This is a genomic window from Pseudomonas sp. GW821-FHT02C04, assembly GCF_059421845.1.
The window spans coordinates 1,526,111-1,546,776 of the sequence record NZ_JBWKVT010000001.1; the positions used below are offsets into that span (position 1 = coordinate 1,526,111).

A 20,666-nucleotide genomic window follows, 5' to 3' on the forward strand; every position below is an offset into this window, starting at 1 on the left:
GGATGAGGATCCAGAACCCTTAGCAGGAGTCATGCCTGAATATATTTTCGTTATTTATCAATAGATTGAGATAACAACCTAAAGCAGTCTGCACGCAGAATAGAGCAAACTGCTTATCAGCTGTCGGCCCTGCAACAGTCAGATCACCACATTACGCACGAACCGCGCCGCGACTTCCCCATCGTTGCGATAGGTGTGCGGCTGGTTGCTGGCGAACATGAAAAACTCGCCGGCTGCGATGTGCTGGGGTTGATCGCCAAGCATCAGCGTCAGGCAGCCTTCAAAGACGAAAATCTGCTCGCTCCAACCTTCGGCGTCCGGTTGCGAGGGATAGACCTCACCCGGTTGCAGGCACCATTCCCACTGCTCCACCGCGCGGGTGGCGTTGGCTTTGGACAGCAAAACGGCTTTGCTGCCGGGAATGCTGCCGGCCCAGGCGAGTTCGTTGATACGGCCCGGATCGCGGTTGTCCGGGGCCTGGATCAGATCGCTGAACGCCACTTCGAGGGCTTCGGCCACTCGGTCGAGGGTGGTCAGGCTGACATTCTTTTCGCCGGCCTCGATAGCTACCAGCATGCGCCGGCTGACCCCGGACTTTTCCGCCAGCGCGGTCTGGCTCATGTCGGCGGCGTGGCGCAGGCGTCGGACGTTCTGGCTGACGTGTTGCAGGACTGAAGCCCGTTGTACAGAATCTTTGTGCACTATATTGCTCACTGGCTGGGGTTGGGCAGTATACTGCGCAACATTTGGCGCATTGTGCGTCGCCTCTTCAAAAGTGCGCAAGGTCATGACGTCAGCCAACTCCCCCCAAACTCCCCTGCGGTTTTCCCGGTTCAGCAAAGCCGAATGCGTGCTGGTGCTGATCACCATGCTTTGGGGCGGCACTTTTTTGCTGGTGCAGCACGCCATGACCGTCAGCGGGCCGATGTTTTTCGTTGGTCTGCGCTTTGCCGCAGCGGCGAGCATCGTCGCGCTGTTTTCCTGGAAACACCTGCGTGAGCTGACCTTGTTCGAACTCAAGGCCGGCGCCTTCATCGGCGTGGCGATCATGCTCGGCTATGGCTTGCAGACCGTTGGCTTGCAGACCATCCCCAGCAGTCAATCGGCGTTCATCACCGCGTTGTACGTGCCGTTTGTGCCGCTGCTGCAATGGCTGGTGCTCGGTCGCCGTCCCGGTTTGATGCCGAGTATCGGGATCATGCTGGCGTTTACCGGGTTGATGCTGTTGTCGGGGCCGTCCGGCGCTTCGCTGAATTTCAGTCCCGGTGAAATCGCCACACTGATCAGCGCCATTGCAATAGCGGCCGAAATCATCCTGATCAGTAACTATGCCGGGCAGGTCGATGTGCGCCGGGTAACGGTGGTGCAACTGGCGGTGACCTCGGCGCTGGCGTTTTTGATGGTGGTACCGACCGGTGAAGCGCTTCCGGATTTCTCGTGGCTGCTACTGAGCACCGCTCTGGGGCTGGGCGCGATGAGCGCAGCGATTCAGGTGGCGATGAACTGGGCGCAGAAAAGCGTTTCTCCGACCCGTGCGACCTTGATCTACGCGGGTGAACCGGTCTGGGCCGGGATCGCCGGTCGGATTGCCGGTGAACGTCTGCCGGCGATTGCATTGGTGGGGGCCGGGTTGATTGTGGCGGCGGTAATCGTCAGCGAGTTGAAGACCAAGGGCAAAGCCACGTCGGACCTCGAAGAAGAGCTGAGCCGCGAAACCGAGCACTGATCGAACCCACGCTCCGGCGTGGGTTCGCGCGATTCCCCTCCCTGAAACAATGTGAACCAAACAATTTCCGGCTACTTTGTAGGATTCAGAGACATCCTCGCGTTTGGTGATCCGGGAGCTGGCACGTATGATGCTTCACAAACTTCCGCAGATTAGAAGCCTATGTCCCTGATAGTTCTACTGCTTCTGCCTTTTGTGGGCAGCTGTCTGGCAGCCGTGCTGCCGCACAACGCACGTAACGCCGAATCCCTGTTGGCAGGCCTGGTCGCTTTGATCGGTACTGTCCAGGTTGCCTTGCTGTTCCCGCAAATCGCCCATGGCGGCGTAATCCGTGAAGAGTTCATGTGGCTGCCCAGCCTGGGCCTGAACTTCGTCCTGCGCATGGACGGCTTCGCCTGGCTGTTCTCGATGCTGGTGCTGGGCATCGGCACCCTCGTTTCCTTGTATGCCCGTTATTACATGTCGCCGGATGACCCGGTGCCGCGTTTCTTCGCGTTTTTTCTGGCGTTCATGGGCGCCATGCTCGGGCTGGTGATCTCGGGCAACCTGATCCAGATCGTGTTTTTCTGGGAGCTGACCAGCCTCTTCTCGTTCCTGTTGATCGGGTACTGGCACCACCGCCACGACGCGCGGCGCGGCGCCTATATGGCTCTGATGGTCACCGGCGCCGGGGGATTGTGCCTGCTGGCAGGGGTCATGATCCTCGGCCATGTGGTCGGCAGCTATGACCTGGACAAGGTCCTGGCCGCCGGTGATCAGATTCGCGCACATGCCCTCTACCCCATCCTGCTTCCCCTCATTCTCATCGGCGCCCTCAGCAAAAGCGCCCAGTTCCCCTTCCACTTCTGGCTGCCCCACGCCATGGCGGCGCCGACACCGGTTTCGGCCTATCTGCACTCGGCGACCATGGTCAAGGCCGGGGTCTTCCTGCTCGCGCGGTTATGGCCGTCGCTGTCCGGCAGCGAAGAATGGTTCTACATCGTCAGCGGTGCCGGCGCCGCAACGCTGTTGCTCGGCGCGTACTGCGCGATGTTCCAGAACGACCTCAAGGGGCTGCTGGCCTACTCGACCATCAGCCACCTCGGCCTGATCACGTTGCTGCTGGGCCTGAACAGTCCGCTGGCAGCGGTCGCGGCGGTGTTCCACATTCTCAACCACGCGACTTTCAAGGCTTCGCTGTTCATGGCTGCCGGGATCATCGACCACGAAAGTGGCACCCGCGACATCCGCAAGCTCAACGGTCTGTTCAAACTGATTCCGTTCACCGCCACTCTGGCGATGGTCGCCAGTGCGTCCATGGCCGGCGTGCCGCTGCTCAATGGTTTCCTGTCGAAAGAAATGTTCTTCGCTGAAACCGTGTTCATCAACGCCACGGCGTGGGTTGAAGCCGCGCTGCCCATCGTGGCGACCATCGCCGGTACGTTCAGCGTTGCGTATTCGCTGCGTTTTACCGTCGACGTGTTCTTCGGCCCGACCGCCACCGACCTGCCGCACACCCCGCACGAGCCGCCGCGCTGGATGCGTGCACCGGTTGAGCTGTTGGTGTTCACCTGCCTGCTGGTGGGGATTTTCCCGGCCCAAGTGGTCGGCCCGTTGCTGGCCGCCGCGGCATTGCCGGTAGTGGGTGGCGTGCTGCCGGAATACAGCCTGGCGATCTGGCACGGTCTCAATGCCCCGATGATCATGAGCCTGATCGCCATGTCCGGCGGCATCGTGGTCTATCTGTTGCTGCGCAATCAGCTCAAGCGCGGCCGTTTCAAATTCCCGCCGCTCGTAGGTCGTTTCAACGGCAAGCGCCTGTTCGAACGCAGCCTGGTGGCGATGATGCGCCTGGCCCGACGCCTGGAGCGGCGGATCGGCACCAAGCGCCTGCAAACGCAGCTGTTCCTGATGGTATTGGCGGCGGTGCTCGCCGGGCTGATCCCGATGCTGCACAGCAGCCTGAGCTGGGGCGACCGGCCAAAGATCCCCGGTTCCATTGTGTTCGTGACCCTGTGGCTGCTGGCAATCGCCTGCGCCCTCGGCGCCGCATGGCAGGCCAAGTATCACCGTCTCGCCGCTCTGACCATGGTCAGCGTCTGTGGCCTGATGACCTGCGTGACCTTCGTCTGGTTCTCGGCACCGGACCTGGCCCTGACGCAACTGGTAGTCGAAGTGGTGACCACGGTGCTGATCCTGCTGGGCCTGCGCTGGCTGCCACGGCGGATCGAAGAGGTTTCGCCGCTGCCAAGCAGCCTGCGCAAGGCCCGGGTGCGGCGTCTGCGCGACTTGCTGCTGTCGATTGCCGTCGGCGGCGGCATGGCGCTGCTGTCCTACGCGATGCTGACCCGGCAGACCCCGAACGACATTTCCTCGTTCTACCTGAGCCGCGCCCTGCCTGAAGGCGGCGGCAGCAACGTGGTCAACGTGATGCTGGTGGACTTCCGTGGTTTCGACACCCTCGGCGAAATCACCGTACTGGTGGCCGTAGCGCTGACGGTATTCGCCCTGCTGCGACGCTTCCGCCCACCGAAAGAAAGCCTGCAACTGCCAGCCCAGCAACGCCTGCTGGCGCCGGACGTGGTCACCGATCTGGTCAACCCGCGTTCGGCCAGCGACACCGCACTCGGCTTCATGATGGTGCCGGCGGTGCTGGTGCGCCTGTTGCTGCCGATTGCGCTGGTGGTGTCGTTCTACCTGTTCCTGCGCGGGCACAACCAACCGGGTGGCGGGTTCGTCGCCGGCCTGGTGATGTCGGTGGCGTTCATCCTGCAATACATGGTCGCCGGCACCCAGTGGGTCGAGGCGCAAATGAGCCTGCGACCGCTGCGCTGGATGGGCACCGGGTTGCTGTTCGCTACGGTCACCGGTCTCGGCGCGATGCTGGCGGGTTATCCGTTCCTCACCACGCACACCTGGCATTTCAGCGTGCCGGTGCTGGGTGACATCCATATCGCCAGCGCCTTGTTCTTCGACATCGGCGTGTATGCGGTGGTGGTCGGTTCGACGCTGTTGATCCTCACCGCCCTCGCCCACCAATCGGTCCGGGGTCACAAAACCGCTGCCATCAAAGGAGCCGTCTGATGGAAGAAGTCATCGCAATCGCCATCGGAGTGCTCGCCGCCTCCGGCGTCTGGCTGATCCTGCGCCCGCGGACGTTCCAAGTGGTCATGGGCCTGTGCCTGCTGTCCTACGGGGTCAACCTGTTCATCTTCAGCATGGGCAGCCTGTTCATCGGCAAAGAGCCGAATATCAAGGACGGCGTACCGCAGGACCTGCTCAATTACACCGACCCGCTGCCTCAGGCGCTGGTGCTGACGGCCATCGTCATCAGCTTCGCCATGACCGCGCTGTTCCTGGTGGTACTGCTCGCTTCACGGGGCCTGACCGGCACCGACCATGTGGACGGCCGGGAGCCCAAGGAATGACGGCGATGACTCACCTGATCGCTGCGCCGATTCTGCTGCCGCTGCTGACCGCCGCCATCATGCTGATGCTCGGCGAGAAACACCGGCCGCTGAAGGCCAAGATCAACCTGTTCTCAAGTCTGCTAGGCCTGGGCATTTCTGTGCTGTTGCTGCAATGGACCCAGACCACCGGCGTACCCGGTTCCATCGGCGTCTACCTGCCGGGCAACTGGCAAGTGCCGTTCGGCATCGTGCTGGTGGTCGATCGACTGTCGGCCTTGATGCTGGTGCTGACCGGCATCATCGGCGTCAGCGCCCTGCTGTTCGCCATGGCGCGCTGGGATGGCGCAGGCTCAAGCTTCCACGCGCTGTTTCAGATTCAGTTGATGGGCCTGTACGGCGCGTTCCTGACTGCAGATCTGTTCAACCTGTTCGTGTTCTTCGAAGTGCTGCTCGCGGCGTCCTACGGTTTGCTGCTTCACGGCTCGGGCCGGGCACGGGTGTCGTCGGGGCTGCATTACATCTCGATCAACCTGTTGGCCTCGTCGCTGTTTCTGATTGGCGCGGCGCTGATCTACGGCGTCACCGGCACGCTGAACATGGCCGACCTCGCAATGAAGATTCCGCTGGTGCCGGAGGCCGACCGTGGCCTGCTGCATGCCGGCGCGGCGATTCTGGCGGTGGCGTTCCTGGCCAAGGCCGGGATGTGGCCGCTGAACTTCTGGCTGGTGCCAGCCTATTCCTCGGCCAGTGCGCCGGTGGCGGCGATGTTCGCGATCATGACCAAGGTCGGCGTCTACACCTTGCTGCGCCTGTGGACACTGTTGTTCTCCGGGCAGGCCGGCGCCTCGGCCTACTTCGGCGGCGACTGGCTGATCTACGGCGGCATGGCGACCATGCTCTGCGCGGGCGTGGCGATCATCGCCGCGCAACGCCTGGAGCGCATGGCCAGCCTGAGCATTCTGGTGTCGGCGGGGATTCTCCTGTCGGCGGTGGGTTTCGCCCAGCCGAACCTGATCGGCGCGGCGCTGTTCTATCTGGTCAGCTCGACACTCGCGCTGAGTGCGCTGTTCCTGCTGGCGGAACTGATCGAACGTTCGCGCACCGCCATCGAAGTACCGCTCGAAGACGAAAACGAGTTGCTGCCGCGTCCGCAGCAATGGCAGCCGCCGGTCAAGGGCATCAACCTCGACGACGACCAGAAAGCCGTCGTCGGTCAGGTGATTCCGTGGACCATGGCCTTCCTCGGCCTGAGCTTCATTGCCTGTGCGCTGCTGATCATCGGCATGCCGCCGCTGTCGGGGTTCATTGGCAAGCTGAGCCTGATCGGCGCTCTGCTCAACCCGTTGGGACTCGGCACTGGCGAACCGATCTCAACTGCTGCCTGGGCGTTGCTGGCACTGCTGATCCTCACCGGTCTCGGCTCGCTGATGGCGTTCTCGCGACTGGGTATCCAGCGCTTCTGGTCTCCAGAGGAACGCCCGTCGCCGGTGCTGCGCAAACTCGAATGCGTGCCGATTTTCCTGCTGCTCGGTCTGAGCATCGCCCTGACCTTCAAGGCTGAGCCGCTGCTGCGTTACACCCAGGCCGCCGCAGACGCCCTGAACAACCCGCAGCAATACGTGATGGCGGTGCTAGGTACCCGCGCCGTGCCAAGCCCGGAAGCCAAGGCTGCGCTGCTGGAGGTGCAACCATGAAGCGTCTGTTTCCTGCGCCATGGCTGTCGCTTGCGCTGTGGCTGCTGTGGCTGGTGCTGAACCTGTCGATCAGCCCCGGGAACCTGTTGCTGGGAGCGGCACTGGGTTTCTGCGCACCGCTAATGATGCGCAAACTGCGCCCGCAACAGATCCACATCCGCCGGCCCGGTGCAATTTTGCGCCTGTTCCTGCTGGTCGGGCGTGACGTGATCATCTCCAATCTGGCGGTGGCCTGGGGCGTGCTCAACGCCGGTCGTCGCCCGCCCCGCTCACGCTTCATCAAGGTGCCGCTGGACCTGCGCGATGCCAACGGTCTGGCGGCGCTGTCGATGATCTGCACGGTAGTGCCCGGCACGGTGTGGTCGGAACTGGCGCTGGATCGCAGCATTCTGTTGCTGCACGTCTGGGATCTGGATGACGAGGCGCAATTCATCCAGCACTTCAAGGTCACTTACGAGCGGCCGTTGATGGAGATTTTCGAATGAGCCCGCTGCTGTCGAATGCGATTCTGCTGACGCTGTTTCTGTTCTCGCTGGCGATGGTACTGACGCTGATTCGCCTGTTCAAAGGGCCGTCGGCACAGGACCGGGTACTGGCGCTGGATTACCTGTACATCGTCGCCATGCTGATGATGCTGACGCTGGGAATTCGTTACTCCAGTGACACCTATTTCGAAGCGGCGCTGCTGATCGCGCTGTTCGGCTTCGTCGGCTCGTTTGCCCTGGCGAAATTCCTGCTGCGTGGCGAGGTGATCGAATGAACGCTGAATTGTCTCTGTGGGTGGAAATCCCAGTGGCGATCCTGCTGGTGCTCAGCGGCGTGTTTGCCCTGATCGGCGCAGCAGGGCTGTTGCGGATGAAGGATTACTTCCAGCGCATGCACCCGCCGGCGCTGGCCTCGACCCTCGGCGCGTGGTGCGTGGCGCTGGCGTCGATCATCTGTTTTTCCGCGCTCAAGTCCGGGCCGGTGCTGCACGCGTGGCTGATCCCGATTCTGCTGTCGATCACTGTGCCGGTGACCACGCTGCTGCTGGCGCGTGCGGCACTGTTCCGCAAACGCATGGCCGGCGACGATGTGCCGGCCGAGGTGAGCAGCCGACGCACCGAGAGCGGCAGCTAGATCCAGGCAACAGCCAACAGCCCGGCTCCCAGAATCAGACACAACGGTGAGTAAATCCAAGTGTCGAGCCGGGCAAACCGCGAACCTTTCACTTCCTTGAAAAAGCCCACCAGTTCCGAATCGCCAATCGCCCTTGCAAACATCAGCAGCGCAATCGCGCTGATCACCCACTGCAACGCCCAGTGATGCACTGGCGAAAACCACCAGCCCACCCTCATACACACCAGTGCGGCAATCAGTAGCAGGGCTGCCGCCACCGCCAACGTGATCCAGCCTGAAGGCTTGAACGCCGGCCTGAGCGTCAACCCGCCGTTATCCACCGGAACCTGCGGCACCACCGCCACAGCAGCCCATTCTCCACCCATCGCCCAATACACATGCATCAGGCTGATCACCGCAAATATCGTCACCAGCCATTGAGCCAACACAAAGGTCATGGTCGAAAATCCTTTCAAGGGACTTGAACAAAACATCCTAGTCGGCATTTTTACATGTGCACGACCGGTCAGCGGTGCGGTAAAGTGCCGCCCCATGAAATTCACCCGTACCGATCGTTCACTGCTGGCCTGGATGCTCTATTGCTGCGTCCTGTTCAACGTGTTCGCCTGCAGTATCGGTCACGGACAAATGGTCGGGATGCAACTCAACGGTATCGGTGGCCAGTTCTGCGCCGTCGACCCGAGCACCCAGGCGCCACTTGCGTCCAATCCTTCCGAAGAAAAACTGCCGACCCTGGCCAAAGCCTTTGGCTGTCCGCTGTGCTCCACCGGCGGCATGGGCCCGGCGTTCAACTCCAGCCTGACCCTGGCGATCCTGCCGGAACAACACAGCCCGCCGCTGCCGGTCATTGTCAGCGCCGACCTCCCTGCCCGCTTCACCTGGCCTTCGGCCAACCCCCGCGCCCCGCCGCTCGCCTGAGTGTCTTTGCCTTTTTGATTTGTCAGCCCACTGCGCCAACGCGCGGCGTTCGCCTGTGCGCTGACTCCTAGACAAGCATTCAGGATTCAATCGATGAAACAACTTACCTTGCTGGCGAGCCTGTGCGGCTGCCTGTCCGTCAACGCCTGGGCACAATCCACCGTGGATCTGGCGCCGATCACCATTGACGGCGAGTCCGCCGCCGAACCGGGGCTGAGCCTCGACCAGTCCAGCGGCATGGCCTCACGCCTCGGCTTGAGCGTACGCGACACCCCGGCCTCGGTAGCCATCGCCAACCGCAACGACATCGAGCGCCACGGTGCGCAGAACTTCCAGGACGCCGCCAACACCCTGCCCGGCGTCAACGCCAGTGCACCGCCGGGGTTTGGCGGATTCGTGTCCTATCGCGGTTTTACCAGCAGCCAGATCACCCAGATGTTCAACGGCATCAACGTCTCCGGCGGACTGGCGCGGCCGGTGGATTCGTGGATTTATGACCGGGTGGAGCTGGTCGGCGGCCCGTCATCGCTGATCAACGGCGCCGGTTCGGTGGGCGGCTCGCTGAACTACGTGACCAAACTGGCGACGCGCGACGAGCAAGCCGCCGAAGGCCGAGTCAGCTACGGCACCTACGACACCACCGAAACCGCGTTCGGCCTCAACCACGCCCTCAGCCAGCCCGACGCCGACGTGCAGCATTACGCGCGCCTCGACGTCAGCCACAACACCAGCAACGGCTACATCGACCGTCAGGAACGCGATGCCTGGAGCATGGCGTTCTCGCTGCTCAGCGACCTGACGCCGAACCTGTCGCACACCCTGGCCCTGGAATATCAGGACGAACACGAAGACAGCCCGTACTGGGGCACCCCGGTGCTCAACCCCAAGGCCGGCGAGTTGAAAATCGACCGCCACAATCGCTTCAACAACTACAACGTCGAGGACGGCCGCTACGAGCAACGGACGATCTGGGTGCGCTCGATCATCGATTACCGGATCAATGACAGTACCACCCTGCGCAACACGCTCTATCACCTCGACAGCCAGCGTGATTACCGCAACCTCGAAACCTACCAGTACAACGCCGACAACAGCGCCGTGAACCGCTCCACTGCGTATCAAGTGCGGCATCAGGGTGAGCAGGACGGCAACCAGTTCGAACTGCGCCACGACAACACCCTGTTCGGCCTCGACACCACCTGGTCCGGCGGCTTCGAGTACAAAGTCAACCAGACCACCAACTCGCCGCTCAACGTCAACGGCGCGAGCACCGTGGACCCGAACAATTATCGCCCGGGGCATTTCTACGACATTCCGGGGACGAAACCTGGATTTGTCAGCGACAAGACCAACGAGGTCACCACCAAGGCGCTGTTTGCCGAAAACCGCCTGGCACTGACTGACAAACTCTCGTTGCTCACCGGCCTGCGCTATGACGACATCGACCTGGACGTGACCAACCATCGCACGGTGACGGCGAGCAACCCGCGCCACCTCAAGCGCAGTTGGGAACCGGTCACCGGGCGCGTCGGCCTGACGTATCAGTTCATTCCGTCAGCCAATGTCTACGTGCAATACAGCACCGCCGCCGAGCAACCCGGTGGTACTCAGGACTTCGATGTTTCAACGGGCAAGCAATGGGAAGTCGGCAGCAAGTTCGAGTACCTGAACGGGCGCGGTTCGGCGACGGTCGCGGCTTACACCATCGAGCGCAAAGACTTTGCCGTCACCGATCCACTGGACCCGACCAACAGCATTCCGGTCGGCCAACAGACGTCCAAAGGTATCGAGATTGCCAGCTCACTGCGGATCACCGACAAGCTGCTGGCCGAGGGTAATTTTGCCTGGGTCGATGCGCAATACGACGAGTTCAACGAGAAGAACGCCGCCGGCGTGGTGGTTTCACGCAAGGGCAACACGCCAACCAATGTGCCGGATCGGATCGGCAATCTGTGGCTGACCTATGACTTCTCCCCACAGTGGCAAGGCGGGGTTGATGCGCGGTATGTGGCATCGGTGTATGCCGACAATGCCAACACCATGACCGTGCCGTCGTACACGTTGTTCGGGAGTTTCCTCAGCTACAAGGTCGATACGCACACCACCGTCACCGGCCGCGTGCGCAACCTGACCAACGAGGTGTACGCCGAATTCGCCCACGTGTCGCCGGCTTACTACCTGGGTACACCGCGCACCTTTGAACTGGCGGTGCAGACCCGGTTCTGACTCAACCTGGCGAGGGAGCAAGCTCCCTCGCCACATCACTACAAACCTGCCTGAACCTTGTCCGCCACATCCTTCGGCAACCACGCCTGCCACACATCCGGATGGGCCTTCATGAACGCCTCCGCCGCTTCCCGTGGCGGGGTGTGTTTCTCGCTCATATCAGCCAACGCCTTGTTCAGATCCTCGATCGGAAAATCAACCTTGCTGAAGAACGCCGCGATCTGCGGGTATTGCTTCTGAAACGGTGCAGACACCCCGATCGACAGTTTCGAAGCCAACGAACGGGTCGGTTTCGGGTTGGGATTGTCGGCGTCGGTCAGGGTCTTCCAGGCTTCGGCGTCGAACGGTGGCTCTTCCAGTTGCACCAGTTTGAACTTGCCGAGCAACGGCGTCGGCGACCAGTAATAGAACAGTACCGGTTTGCCCCGGCGAATTGATGAACTGATTTCGGCATCCAGCGCCGCACCGGAGCCGCTGCGGAAATTGGTGAAGTCATCCTGCAGCCCATAAGCCGTGAGCTTCTGCTTGTTCACCACTTCCGACGTCCAGCCGATCGGGCTGTTGAGGAACCGCCCCTTGCTCGGGGTTTCCGGGTCCTTGAAAACGTCCTTGTACTTCTTCAGATCACTGACGCTGCGCAGGTCCGGCGCCAGTGGTTTGATGCCTTTGGCGGTATCGCCCTTGATCACGTATTCCGGCACCCACCAGCCTTCGGTGGCACCCTTGACCGTATCGCCCAGGCTGGCGACCTTGCCTTCAGCCTCGGCCTTGACCCACACCGGGCTGCGCCCCGCCCACTCCTCGCCGATGACCTGAATATCATTGTTGGCCAGCGCGGTTTCCAGGGTAATGGTGGTGCCCGGCAATGTGTCCGTCGGCAGGCCATAACCCTTCTCGACGATGATCCTCAGGACATCGGTGATCAGACTGCCGCTTTCCCAGTTCAGGTCGGCGAAGTGAATCGGGGTCTGCGCCGCATTGACCGCCGGCACCGCAGCCATCAAGCCGAATGTGGCCATAAAAGCGGCCAGCAACCGTCGAAATCCGTTCATGCTTTTGCACCTCGTGCTGTTCACAGCAATAGCAGGAAGGCCTGGGGCCTCTGAATACTCAGTCAACTGACTGTAGACGAGGTTCCTGCTTTTTCAGGGGCATGACACGGACGAGGCTACTTTTCAGACATTTCCTTCAAGCGTTGAAGCTCGCGTCTGACCATGCTGGCGTATTCAGCAGGCTGCAAAGCGTAGATCTGCGAGGCGACCCAACCGAGCCAGGCACCCTTCAATTCGGCCTTTGCATCGAACAGGCGCCGGGCTTCGTCGCGGGCGCTGTCGAGGTTCTGCAAATGGAAATCGGCGCGACTCACGCCCGTCACTCGCTGGCCTTGAAGGTCACCAGTTCGCCCTTGCGCCACTTGGCGGCCTTGGCGGTGACGGCCTTGAGGGTCTTGGTCAGGCCTTCCTGCAGCTGCTCATTGGCGGCGAACACCGTAACTGCGCTATGGCCTTCCTTGAATACGATGGCAAAGCCGTCGGCCGTGGTGACGAAGGCATAGTCGCCCAGGCCGTACACGGTCATTTTGATCTCGCGAAAACGGATGTCCATCTTGCCGCCTTCACGGCTGGGCAGTACCGAAGCGCTGAAATGATCGCCGACCTTGAGCTTGAGGCCGGGCTTGTCGTCGACCACCAATGCGCTTTCGGTGTCGATTTCGGCAACGTAAATGCCTTCGGCGTTTTGCTCGGTGATGTAAACAAAACGCGATTGAAACTGCTTGACCAGCTTTGCCCGCAAATCACCCAGCACGAACAAAGCATGCATATCGAGGTTACTGACTGCCAAAGAAACATCCCCACACTTGAAAGAGTGCCGCACGCGAAAAACGCGCACGACATTAAAAACGGCCAGGCCGATGGTGTTGCGCAATGACTCGAATAAAAGCCTGAACGAGCCAAGTGCTCATTCAACGCGAGGTTCACAAGACTACTGGAATGCCACTCGCGAAACCTGCAAAGACGTTCTCCAAATGTTGAAGGAAAACGCCTCACGGTCGGCCAGAGAAAACTGACTACGAACTTTAGGGAAAAAACTCACCAAGAAAAGCACTTTTCCGACATATCGCACGCAAAAAATTGCTTTAGATAACGTCATGCCGTCAACAGGTGTTGGCGATTCTAGAGCAGCGACGCTGCTCGCGACTACCCGCAACCGTCTGTAAATGCGGGTCAATCCATGAAAAGGACTTCATATGTGCACTTTGACGCATTTTGCCGTGGCCCACGACCTGCCCTTTGTCTTGAGTTCCCCGAGCCTGGAGGCGGACTCCGAAGCAGCGCCATGTGGCCGGGAGCCATTGTTCCAGGTGGTCCCAGCCGGCAACGCCTTTTTCCACATCAGGGAAAAGTCGACAGGTCGCGTCAGAGGTTTCCGTGAGGATCACAACGCAGCCTGTGCCCTCGCCCGATCGCTGGAGTCGCGGGCAGCACACGGCCATTAAGCGCAATCAGTGCAGGCTGTCAGCGGATTCGGCACCCAACTGCGCAAGCCACGCAGCCCTGCACTCCTCCGCCTCGCCACGACTGGCGAAAGCCGTACCCCGGCGCTCGCCATTGAGCAGCACCACCCAGCAGACGCTTTGCCCCATCGCACGCAGCCCGGCCGGAACACCGCTGCCGATCATCACCGCGACATCGACTCTGCATTGCATGCTGACCTCCCGAATTCATTAGCAACCTAACTATGCAGGCATGTTAATGATTTCGATCAAGAGGAAAAAGCAACGCTCGTGCACAGCTTAATTGCAGTTCCGGCAACAATGCCTCAACGCGGGCGCTCCGGTTTGTAGCCAAGGCGCAACCCGCCCCAGTGTCGCCCCTTGACCGTGATCGGCACCGACAAATCGTGCATCAACTCGCCGGTATCGCGGGTGTAAGTCTGCAACAGCACCGGTTGCTGATGGCTGCCGCAGCGTATGCCGGTGCGGTCGGCGAACTTGCGTTTGGTGCGGTTGTGCACGGTATCGGTCGGCACATCGCCGGTCAGCGGTTGGCTGAATACCTGATTGTGGGTCGGTACATAACCTTGCTGCGTGCAGGCGATGGCGAACACCAGACCTTCATGGCGCGGCAACAGTGGCTCCTGAATCGCCGGCAGCACCTGATCGGTGTAGCGGTCGAAACGAGTCTGGAACTTGGCAGGCTGAGTGTTCGGGATCGGCTGGTACTGGCGATCGAACAAGTCTTCGAGACTGATCCGGCCCTGCTCGATATCGGCCTCGAAACGCGCGGCAATCTGGCTCGCACCTTCTCGGGCCAGGTCGTAGATGCGCTGGTGATAGTCATCCAGACCGACTTCGGCCAGGCGTTCGCTGATGGTTTCCGCCTGCCCCTCCATCTGCACCGCCGCCTCGGCCAGGCGCCGGGTCTGCTGATCGCTGATCGCCAAATCGCTACGCATCTGCTCGATGGCGGTGAACAGACTGTCGAGTTGCTCGCGGTTAGTCTCTGCGCCCCGAGCGATTTCACCGACCTGGGTTTCAACCCCGGCAGCCAGTCGCGCGATGTTTTCCAGGTGCTGACCGGTGTGTTCGACCTGCTCGACGCCCGTATGCAGATCGTCGGAGAGCTGGCGAATCTGCTCCACCACCTGCGCCGTGCGCTGCTGAATGTCGGCTACCATCTCACCCACTTCACCCGTGGCCGTCGCCGTACGAGCCGCCAGACCGCGCACTTCATCCGCCACCACCGCAAAGCCACGGCCGTGCTCGCCGGCACGGGCGGCTTCAATAGCTGCGTTCAGTGCCAGTAAGTTGGTCTGACTGGCGATGGACTGAATCACCAGGGTCACGCGCTGAATGTCATCACTGCGCTGACTCAAGGCTTCGATGAGTTCACGACTGGCATTGGCGCGCTGACTGAGTTGATGCATGCGCGAAATGGAATCGACCAGTTCGGTCCGCCCCGCCGCACTGCTGTGATGGGCTTCGCTCGCGGCGCTCAGCGCTTCACGGCTGAGTTGGGAAGTGGCTTGTTCGGTGGCAATCATCACTTCGGCGTTGTTGACGATCTGCGCGGCCCCGTCGAGTTGCGATTGCAGCTTGCCGGCCAGTTCCTTGACGGAAAACGCCACGCCGGCGGCTGACAGCGCGTTATGACTGGTGGTGTAGGAAAGATCGCGAGTCAGCTCGGACATCGCATTGCTGCTATCGACCGGTTGCGCATCGGGGACCGCGCGGGAGCGCAGGCGCGGCAGCCAGACGATCAGTACCGCCAGCGGCATCCCCACGTATAGCGGCCATTCGCCCAGAGTCATCCCGGCCAGCAACAGCATCAGGGCGATGCTTTGCAGGGTCGGCGTCAGCCAGCGATTCTTCGGCAAAACAACTGGTGCAGGCAGAGCCGCAACCAGAGATCCATCTCTCGTCATTTCGTTACCCCACGCTTGTTCTCATTGTTGTGGCTGCATTAAACGCCACTACAAGGCCATTATCCATGGTCCGTTAGTCGTGGGTCTGTGGCAGGTCAATGGAACGGTGCGGGGATTTCCGGCAGACGAGAAAAAGCAAAGATCGCAGCCTTCTGCCGCTTTAAATAAAAGCTGCAGAAGGCTGCGATCTTTTCGCGACGACCCACACTGAAGGGGTCGCCTCAGGAATCAGGCCTGACGCTGGTGCTTGTCGATCTGCTCGTGACGCTCTTGAGCTTCGATGCAGTACTTGGTGGTCGGGCTGATCAGCAGGCGTTTCAGGCCGATCGCCTCGCCGCTGTCGTCGCACCAGCCAAAGCTGTCTTCCTTGATACGCTCAAGGGCTTGTTCCAGTTGAGGCAGCATGCGCTGGTCGCGATCGATCGCGTTTACCAGCCAGGTGCGCTCTTCTTCCACCGAGGCGGCGTCCGCCGGGTCAGCCGGGGTGTCCAGGCTCTCGATGGCAATACGGTTCTGCTCAATGCGCTCATGGGTTTCGACTTTCATGTTCTGCAACAGCTCGCTGAAGAAAGCGTGTTGCTCGGCATTCATGTAGTCATCTGCCGGCATGGCCAGCAACTTGTCCTTTGTCATTGATATCTCTATAAAAAAACGTGCATTAAGGCGAATTAGGGAGCGTTCCGGCGAACCGCCTGCGGTCATCGGAAAGGCATCGTTTATTGCAAACGCCACCCGGCACTCAATTTACGAAGGGGCGGCAGTCTAAGGCCCGTTTGAGGCCTCAGCAACTGTAAATACAGGGAATTTGTCCGACAAAGCCCGGAAAGTGCTCTGACACAGGCTTCACGGCGGTCATCGGAGTGCGTTTATAGCAAGAAATTCAGTCGAGCGGATGTATATAGAAGACAAACGGCGGATGGCCGCGGCGGTTTGTCGCATTTTTCAGCCTTGAAGCGCTGTGCGGAGCATCGCTCACGCCGCAAGGTCAAGATTAAAGACTCAGGAGACTCACGAACAAACGGGATTCGAAAACTGAGCCTGTCGATTGGTCTTGTACTTGGCGACAGGCTTCGCGAATGGTTGAAAATCAACGTTGATTTTGAGTCGTCGAGAGCGACTGCGAAGACTGTTCAGACGATTGCTGCTTGCCCTTCTTCCGAGTGTCAACGACCGCTGAAGTCGGAACGATTTCTACCGCTCTCAGCATGAGGGCGGGGCTCTTAAGGGCACCCAACGACTCAATGCTGTAGTTGATTCCGCGGTATCCAATCGCTACCGGCTGGGCAAACGACTGACGAAAAGTCACGCCCATCGCGGAGGATTTGACCACGGCGCCAGTCACTCCGGGCAAGTCCGGTGCAACTTGAGTAACCTGCTGACGCAACTGCGTGTTCACCTGCGCCAGCTGGGCTTCCACTTTATCGACTTCGGCTTGTTCGGGCGCGCTCACCGCGGCGGTATTACCTTCCGTTTTCGGCTGATCGGCCTTTTTCCCAGCGCTTGCTCGAAGTTGGGTCAGTTGCGCTTCCAGACTCTTTTTCCGATCACTCAGGTCGGACATGGCCAGGGTCAAGGCGGAAAACGTTGCGCCCTTCCCCTCCCCCGTGGAAACGGTCACATCAATGGATCTCGCAAGATAAACATCGGTCACGAGCACCAGAGCCGCGGGCAGATCGTCGGTGCTTTTGTTGCCGGCCTGTAACGACTCGGCGGCCTCTTGCATCATCTTGCGATCGGCATCGCTGTAGCGTTTCGGTGCCTCCACATCGAACTTGCGCCTGGCCTCCAGATAAGTGACGCCGTAGGTTTCCGCCGCTGGAACCGAGTAAGACACGCTGTATTGCGAGCGGCGCCCGCCGCCGAACGATGCCGCAAAAGCACTACCGGTGGCGTTAGCGCCCACCTCGTTTTCAGCCAATGAGGCAAAGGTAAAACCGGGAAACGCCACCTGGCTGTTGATCACCCTGTCACGAATCTTCAATGGCAACACTTTGGCGGTCTTGACCTTGTCAGTGCCCGAGCCACTTTCTTCATTGTCGGAGGATTGGAACATGATCGTCGGCGCCGACCGGTATAACTCCTCGCTCAGATCAATGTGATCGATACGTACCGACCCCAACACATAATCGGCTGGATCAAACTTTTGTCCTTTGGCGACGGCGCGGGCAATGAAGACATCGCCCACCTCAAACTGAGAGCGAGGCGGATAAATCGCGCGAATCCCTAACTGCTCAGTGTTCGCCGTCCAGTTTTGCGCCACTACACCTGGCGCGGGCTTCGAACTGCCACAACCGGTCAATGCCATCCCTACCAGGCAAACAATCCAATGTCTGGAACGCTTCATGCGATACCACTCCTGCAGTTTCAAAAAGCCTGACCCGGCGCATCGCTTGCGCACGGGTCTGCACCTCAACGATTTCGGGAACATGGATTAGAGAGAAGCCAGAGAGACGAGTGCGGAATCAGAAGACCTGAACTCGTTCGAACTTTCCATCCATGGTCGATGCTGGCACTTTGCACTATTCCTGCGCCAAAACCACGCGCAAGATCGATATTTCCCGACGCAGCACCTCTGTTTGAATTCTGTGTCGCTCACCTCATGCAAAAATGAGATACAGGCAAGTAGTCAGTCCACAGGCTTTGCCGCTAAATTCGTCATCCATCGATACAACATGTTGTCTATCCCAGGGAGCTGCACATGAAACTGATCGGAATGCTCGACTCACCCTACGTGCGCCGCGTGGCGATTTCCGCCAAGTGCCTCGGGATCGAACTGGAACACGACCCGGTGTCAGTGTTCCGCCACTTCGAGCGCTTCCAGCAGATCAACCCGGTGGTCAAGGCGCCGACCCTGGTCCTCGACGACGGCGATGTGCTGATCGACTCGACACTGATCCTCGACTACCTCGAATCCCTGTCCGGCAAAACCCTGCTACCCACTGACCTGCCACACCGCGTAAAAGCCCTGCGCCTGATCGGTCTAGGCCTCGCCGCCTGCGAAAAAGCCGTGCAGCTCTACTACGAACGCAACCTGCGCCCGGCCGACATTCAGTATCAGCCGTGGGTCGAACGCGTCGAAGGCCAGCTCGCCGCTGCCTTCACCGCGCTGGAACACGAACTGCAAAAACACCCGTTGCCCACCGACGGTACTCTCCAGCAGGACGGCATCACCCTCGCCGTCGCCTGGAGCTTCACCGGTCTCGTCGTCCCCGACCAGATCGACGACCAACGCTTCCCACGCATCGCCCAATACACCGCATACGCCGAAGGCCTCCAAGCGTTCATCAACACCCCGATGACCTGACCATGAGCACAACCGAAACCACCGCCCCGGCCCTGAAAGAAATCTTCAACGCCGAACGCCTGCAACACATCGCCACAGAAATGAGCGCCGTGTACCCGGCGTTCAAGGCCAAGGCATTTCTCAAGCACGCCAACGACGGCCTCGCCGACCTCTCGGTCATGCAACGCATGGCTCGCGTCAGCGAAAGCCTGCACGCCGTGCTGCCACTGGACTACGAAGATTCCCTCGACGTACTACGCGAACTCGCTCCGCGACTGAACAGCGGCTTCGTCAGCATGAGCCTGCCGCACTACGTCGCAAGCTACGGCGCGCACGCGTTCGACACCTCGATGGAGGCCCTGAAGTACTTCACCACCTTCGGCTCCTCCGAATTCGCCATCCGCCACTTCCTGCGCAGCGACCTGGAGCGCTCGCTGGAACTGATGCACGACTGGGCGCGAGACGAAAACCACCACGTCCGAAGACTCGCCAGCGAAGGCAGCCGCCCTCGCCTGCCGTGGTCGTTTCGGCTGGAACCGGTGCAGGCAAATCCTCAATTGGCCGCCGGGATTCTTGATCGGTTGAAGGCGGATGAGAGTTTGTACGTGCGCAAGTCTGTGGCGAATCATTTGAATGACGTGACCAAGGAACATCCGGAGTGGGTGCTGGATACGGTTGAGGGGTGGTCGCTGGATAACAAGCACACGGCCTGGATTGCCAGGCATGCGTTGCGGAGTTTGATCAAACAGGGGGATTTGCGGGCGCTCACTGTTATTGGTGCAGGAGCCAAGGCTGAGGTTGAATTGCTGGATGTGAAGGCTGAACCGGCGGTTGTGCGGCTTGGGGAGACGATCACTCTGTCATTCACCGTGCGGTCGTTGGTGCCGGTGGAACAGCGGTTGGTGATTGATTATGCGATTGACTATGTGAAGGCGAATGGCGGAACTTCGGCCAAGGTTTTCAAGTTGAAGACGTTGGTGTTGGCGGGGTTTGGGAGTGAGGTTGTGGCGCGCAGGCAAGTGATCAAGGATTTCACTACGCGCAAGCATTATGCGGGGGAGCATTCGGTGCATTTGATGGTTAATGGGGAGCGGTTGGGGAGTACTGCCGTTAATATCCTCACCACCACTATACCTAGGCGTTCGCCGTCACAGACACGCAGCAGCGTGCCGGTCACAAATCAATCCAGCGTGACGGCTAACCCCTCTGTTTAGGGGACGTTATGAATGTCCGCAAAGTGTCGATCTCCGACGGTTCCAGCAGACAGCTATTGGCCGCTTTCTGCTTAGCGAGGTGGATGGCTCATGGTCAAGAGAGGTCACTCGGGCGCACCTAGCCTATACGCCCGAAGTGAACCAAAAAAAGCAATACTACTAAAAACACGAACAATACAAAGACTGGCGCCATGTAAGTGTAAAAAGCGTATGCAGGAAGTTCGTAGCGCGCAAAGTATTCTCGCTCCAGATAGTTGAGAGATACAAGCACCCCTCGTATCTCTCGCCAGCGTTTTAAATAATGATTTATATTGAGTGCGTACATAACAAATACCAACACCACTACCAGCACAGTTAGTGAAAATGCTTTTACATCACCTAATGTTCCTCGTGCCTGGGATGAAGTAAGCAACCATCCAAGCGCAGCCAGATATGCAGTAACATTCTGTGCCAGGCGGGCTTCAATCGCATCATAATAGGCTTTAACCATTGCTATACATTGATCGAAGCGATCCTTGTCGGTGCCTGATGTCGCCGGAGGTAATTGATCTGCCATTTAATCACTCCATTAAAATGGGGACTGATTTATTTTCTGAAAACTCACCAGCCTCCTTCATCTGAAAACACACTTTGACCATGACTTCAAAGCCACCTCGATGCAGTTACTCGACA

Annotated in this window: 22 protein-coding genes; 12 read left to right on the plus strand and 10 right to left on the minus strand. The window is 59.8% G+C overall.

Annotated features, from left to right (window positions below; all coding sequences use genetic code 11):
• Nucleotides 1-138: 138 nt before the first annotated feature.
• A complete protein-coding gene (locus AC07VV_RS06900; RefSeq protein WP_096820141.1) occupies nt 139-702 on the minus strand; it encodes a helix-turn-helix domain-containing protein in 564 nt (187 codons plus the stop codon).
• A gap of 85 nt (nt 703-787) precedes the next feature.
• Here AC07VV_RS06900 and AC07VV_RS06905 point away from each other — a divergent pair, with 85 nt between their 5' ends.
• The 7 genes from AC07VV_RS06905 to AC07VV_RS06935 all read left to right on the plus strand — a co-directional run bounded on the left by AC07VV_RS06905 (nt 788) and on the right by AC07VV_RS06935 (nt 7,928).
• Nucleotides 788-1,726, plus strand: coding sequence for a DMT family transporter (locus tag AC07VV_RS06905; RefSeq protein ID WP_495035762.1), 939 nt, complete (start codon nt 788-790; stop codon nt 1,724-1,726).
• Between the two features lie 162 nt (nt 1,727-1,888).
• Entirely contained in the window at nt 1,889-4,789 is a 2,901-nt protein-coding gene (locus tag AC07VV_RS06910; protein ID WP_102620904.1) for a monovalent cation/H+ antiporter subunit A, read from the plus strand.
• Nucleotides 4,789-5,133, plus strand: a complete 345-nt coding sequence (locus AC07VV_RS06915; RefSeq protein ID WP_096820144.1) for a Na+/H+ antiporter subunit C — start codon at nt 4,789-4,791, stop codon at nt 5,131-5,133. Before AC07VV_RS06910 ends, AC07VV_RS06915 begins: the two co-directional genes overlap by 1 nt.
• On the plus strand, nt 5,130-6,809 hold the full coding sequence (locus tag AC07VV_RS06920; RefSeq protein ID WP_495035763.1) for a monovalent cation/H+ antiporter subunit D: 1,680 nt from the start codon (nt 5,130-5,132) through the stop codon (nt 6,807-6,809). The genes AC07VV_RS06915 and AC07VV_RS06920 overlap by 4 nt, the downstream gene beginning before the upstream one ends.
• Complete coding sequence (locus tag AC07VV_RS06925; protein ID WP_493072310.1) at nt 6,806-7,294, plus strand: Na+/H+ antiporter subunit E; 489 nt, start codon at nt 6,806-6,808, stop codon at nt 7,292-7,294. The genes AC07VV_RS06920 and AC07VV_RS06925 overlap by 4 nt, the downstream gene beginning before the upstream one ends.
• Nucleotides 7,291-7,569 (plus strand): K+/H+ antiporter subunit F, encoded by a 279-nt coding sequence (locus AC07VV_RS06930; protein ID WP_003225959.1) that lies wholly within the window; start codon nt 7,291-7,293, stop codon nt 7,567-7,569. The genes AC07VV_RS06925 and AC07VV_RS06930 overlap by 4 nt, the downstream gene beginning before the upstream one ends.
• Nucleotides 7,566-7,928, plus strand: coding sequence for a Na+/H+ antiporter subunit G (locus AC07VV_RS06935; protein WP_096820147.1), 363 nt, complete (start codon nt 7,566-7,568; stop codon nt 7,926-7,928). Before AC07VV_RS06930 ends, AC07VV_RS06935 begins: the two co-directional genes overlap by 4 nt.
• On the opposite strand, the gene AC07VV_RS06940 is transcribed toward AC07VV_RS06935, so the two are convergent.
• Nucleotides 7,925-8,365 carry a DUF3995 domain-containing protein gene (locus AC07VV_RS06940; protein WP_495035764.1) on the minus strand — a complete coding sequence of 147 codons (441 nt, stop codon included), beginning with the start codon at nt 8,363-8,365 and terminating at the stop codon, nt 7,925-7,927. The genes AC07VV_RS06935 and AC07VV_RS06940 overlap by 4 nt on opposite strands.
• Nucleotides 8,366-8,459: 94 nt before the next feature.
• Between AC07VV_RS06940 and AC07VV_RS06945 the strand changes: the two genes are divergently transcribed.
• Nucleotides 8,460-8,846 carry a DUF2946 domain-containing protein gene (locus AC07VV_RS06945; RefSeq protein ID WP_273539971.1) on the plus strand — a complete coding sequence of 129 codons (387 nt, stop codon included), beginning with the start codon at nt 8,460-8,462 and terminating at the stop codon, nt 8,844-8,846.
• A gap of 93 nt (nt 8,847-8,939) precedes the next feature.
• On the plus strand, nt 8,940-11,072 hold the full coding sequence (locus AC07VV_RS06950; RefSeq protein WP_495035765.1) for a TonB-dependent receptor: 2,133 nt from the start codon (nt 8,940-8,942) through the stop codon (nt 11,070-11,072).
• 38 nt (nt 11,073-11,110) lie between these two features.
• Here AC07VV_RS06950 and AC07VV_RS06955 read toward each other — a convergent pair whose 3' ends face one another.
• From AC07VV_RS06955 to AC07VV_RS06965, 3 genes are all read right to left on the minus strand, one after another.
• Nucleotides 11,111-12,124 (minus strand): ABC transporter substrate-binding protein, encoded by a 1,014-nt coding sequence (locus AC07VV_RS06955; protein WP_495035766.1) that lies wholly within the window; start codon nt 12,122-12,124, stop codon nt 11,111-11,113.
• Between the two features lie 116 nt (nt 12,125-12,240).
• On the minus strand, nt 12,241-12,438 hold the full coding sequence (locus AC07VV_RS06960; RefSeq protein ID WP_085731966.1) for a hypothetical protein: 198 nt from the start codon (nt 12,436-12,438) through the stop codon (nt 12,241-12,243).
• Nucleotides 12,439-12,443: 5 nt separating this feature from the next.
• Nucleotides 12,444-12,914 carry a hypothetical protein gene (locus AC07VV_RS06965; RefSeq protein ID WP_495035767.1) on the minus strand — a complete coding sequence of 157 codons (471 nt, stop codon included), beginning with the start codon at nt 12,912-12,914 and terminating at the stop codon, nt 12,444-12,446.
• Between the two features lie 406 nt (nt 12,915-13,320).
• Between AC07VV_RS06965 and AC07VV_RS06970 the strand changes: the two genes are divergently transcribed.
• Entirely contained in the window at nt 13,321-13,569 is a 249-nt protein-coding gene (locus AC07VV_RS06970) for a hypothetical protein (protein ID WP_495035768.1), read from the plus strand.
• 6 nt (nt 13,570-13,575) lie between these two features.
• Here the strand turns inward: AC07VV_RS06970 and AC07VV_RS06975 are convergent, their stop codons facing one another.
• From AC07VV_RS06975 to AC07VV_RS06990, 4 genes are all read right to left on the minus strand, one after another.
• Nucleotides 13,576-13,779 (minus strand): hypothetical protein, encoded by a 204-nt coding sequence (locus AC07VV_RS06975; RefSeq protein ID WP_096820153.1) that lies wholly within the window; start codon nt 13,777-13,779, stop codon nt 13,576-13,578.
• A gap of 113 nt (nt 13,780-13,892) precedes the next feature.
• Nucleotides 13,893-15,497: a methyl-accepting chemotaxis protein gene (locus AC07VV_RS06980; protein ID WP_495035769.1), complete on the minus strand. Its 1,605-nt coding sequence runs from the start codon at nt 15,495-15,497 to the stop codon at nt 13,893-13,895.
• Between the two features lie 228 nt (nt 15,498-15,725).
• Nucleotides 15,726-16,130 carry a TraR/DksA family transcriptional regulator gene (locus AC07VV_RS06985; RefSeq protein WP_007907888.1) on the minus strand — a complete coding sequence of 135 codons (405 nt, stop codon included), beginning with the start codon at nt 16,128-16,130 and terminating at the stop codon, nt 15,726-15,728.
• Between the two features lie 454 nt (nt 16,131-16,584).
• Nucleotides 16,585-17,841 (minus strand): hypothetical protein, encoded by a 1,257-nt coding sequence (locus AC07VV_RS06990; RefSeq protein ID WP_495035770.1) that lies wholly within the window; start codon nt 17,839-17,841, stop codon nt 16,585-16,587.
• Nucleotides 17,842-18,195: 354 nt separating this feature from the next.
• Between AC07VV_RS06990 and AC07VV_RS06995 the strand changes: the two genes are divergently transcribed.
• Together AC07VV_RS06995 and AC07VV_RS07000 are read left to right on the plus strand one after the other, a co-directional pair.
• Nucleotides 18,196-18,801 carry a glutathione S-transferase gene (locus AC07VV_RS06995; protein ID WP_495035771.1) on the plus strand — a complete coding sequence of 202 codons (606 nt, stop codon included), beginning with the start codon at nt 18,196-18,198 and terminating at the stop codon, nt 18,799-18,801.
• A gap of 2 nt (nt 18,802-18,803) precedes the next feature.
• Entirely contained in the window at nt 18,804-19,994 is a 1,191-nt protein-coding gene (locus tag AC07VV_RS07000) for a DNA alkylation repair protein (RefSeq protein WP_495035772.1), read from the plus strand.
• A 118-nt stretch (nt 19,995-20,112) separates the two neighbouring features.
• Here AC07VV_RS07000 and AC07VV_RS07005 read toward each other — a convergent pair whose 3' ends face one another.
• Nucleotides 20,113-20,550 carry a hypothetical protein gene (locus tag AC07VV_RS07005; protein ID WP_495035773.1) on the minus strand — a complete coding sequence of 146 codons (438 nt, stop codon included), beginning with the start codon at nt 20,548-20,550 and terminating at the stop codon, nt 20,113-20,115.
• Nucleotides 20,551-20,666: the final 116 nt, after the last annotated feature.

Excerpts from the sequence above, each read along its gene's own strand:
- AC07VV_RS06975 (WP_096820153.1), bottom strand. The coding sequence starts at position 13,779 with ATGCAATGCAGAGTCGATGTCGCGGTGATGATCGGCAGCGGTGTTCCG.
- AC07VV_RS06995 (WP_495035771.1), top strand. The coding sequence starts at position 18,196 with ATGAAACTGATCGGAATGCTCGACTCACCCTACGTGCGCCGCGTGGCG.
- AC07VV_RS06910 (WP_102620904.1), top strand. The coding sequence starts at position 1,889 with ATGTCCCTGATAGTTCTACTGCTTCTGCCTTTTGTGGGCAGCTGTCTG.
- AC07VV_RS06935 (WP_096820147.1), top strand. The coding sequence starts at position 7,566 with ATGAACGCTGAATTGTCTCTGTGGGTGGAAATCCCAGTGGCGATCCTG.
- AC07VV_RS06945 (WP_273539971.1), top strand. The coding sequence starts at position 8,460 with ATGAAATTCACCCGTACCGATCGTTCACTGCTGGCCTGGATGCTCTAT.
- AC07VV_RS06920 (WP_495035763.1), top strand. The coding sequence starts at position 5,130 with ATGACGGCGATGACTCACCTGATCGCTGCGCCGATTCTGCTGCCGCTG.
- AC07VV_RS06925 (WP_493072310.1), top strand. The coding sequence starts at position 6,806 with ATGAAGCGTCTGTTTCCTGCGCCATGGCTGTCGCTTGCGCTGTGGCTG.
- AC07VV_RS07000 (WP_495035772.1), top strand. The coding sequence starts at position 18,804 with ATGAGCACAACCGAAACCACCGCCCCGGCCCTGAAAGAAATCTTCAAC.
- AC07VV_RS06955 (WP_495035766.1), bottom strand. The coding sequence starts at position 12,124 with ATGAACGGATTTCGACGGTTGCTGGCCGCTTTTATGGCCACATTCGGC.
- AC07VV_RS06950 (WP_495035765.1), top strand. The coding sequence starts at position 8,940 with ATGAAACAACTTACCTTGCTGGCGAGCCTGTGCGGCTGCCTGTCCGTC.
- AC07VV_RS06985 (WP_007907888.1), bottom strand. The coding sequence starts at position 16,130 with ATGACAAAGGACAAGTTGCTGGCCATGCCGGCAGATGACTACATGAAT.
- AC07VV_RS06915 (WP_096820144.1), top strand. The coding sequence starts at position 4,789 with ATGGAAGAAGTCATCGCAATCGCCATCGGAGTGCTCGCCGCCTCCGGC.
- AC07VV_RS06970 (WP_495035768.1), top strand. The coding sequence starts at position 13,321 with ATGTGCACTTTGACGCATTTTGCCGTGGCCCACGACCTGCCCTTTGTC.
- AC07VV_RS06905 (WP_495035762.1), top strand. The coding sequence starts at position 788 with ATGACGTCAGCCAACTCCCCCCAAACTCCCCTGCGGTTTTCCCGGTTC.
- AC07VV_RS06980 (WP_495035769.1), bottom strand. The coding sequence starts at position 15,497 with ATGACGAGAGATGGATCTCTGGTTGCGGCTCTGCCTGCACCAGTTGTT.
- AC07VV_RS06930 (WP_003225959.1), top strand. The coding sequence starts at position 7,291 with ATGAGCCCGCTGCTGTCGAATGCGATTCTGCTGACGCTGTTTCTGTTC.
- AC07VV_RS07005 (WP_495035773.1), bottom strand. The coding sequence starts at position 20,550 with ATGGCAGATCAATTACCTCCGGCGACATCAGGCACCGACAAGGATCGC.
- AC07VV_RS06990 (WP_495035770.1), bottom strand. The coding sequence starts at position 17,841 with ATGAAGCGTTCCAGACATTGGATTGTTTGCCTGGTAGGGATGGCATTG.
- AC07VV_RS06940 (WP_495035764.1), bottom strand. The coding sequence starts at position 8,365 with ATGACCTTTGTGTTGGCTCAATGGCTGGTGACGATATTTGCGGTGATC.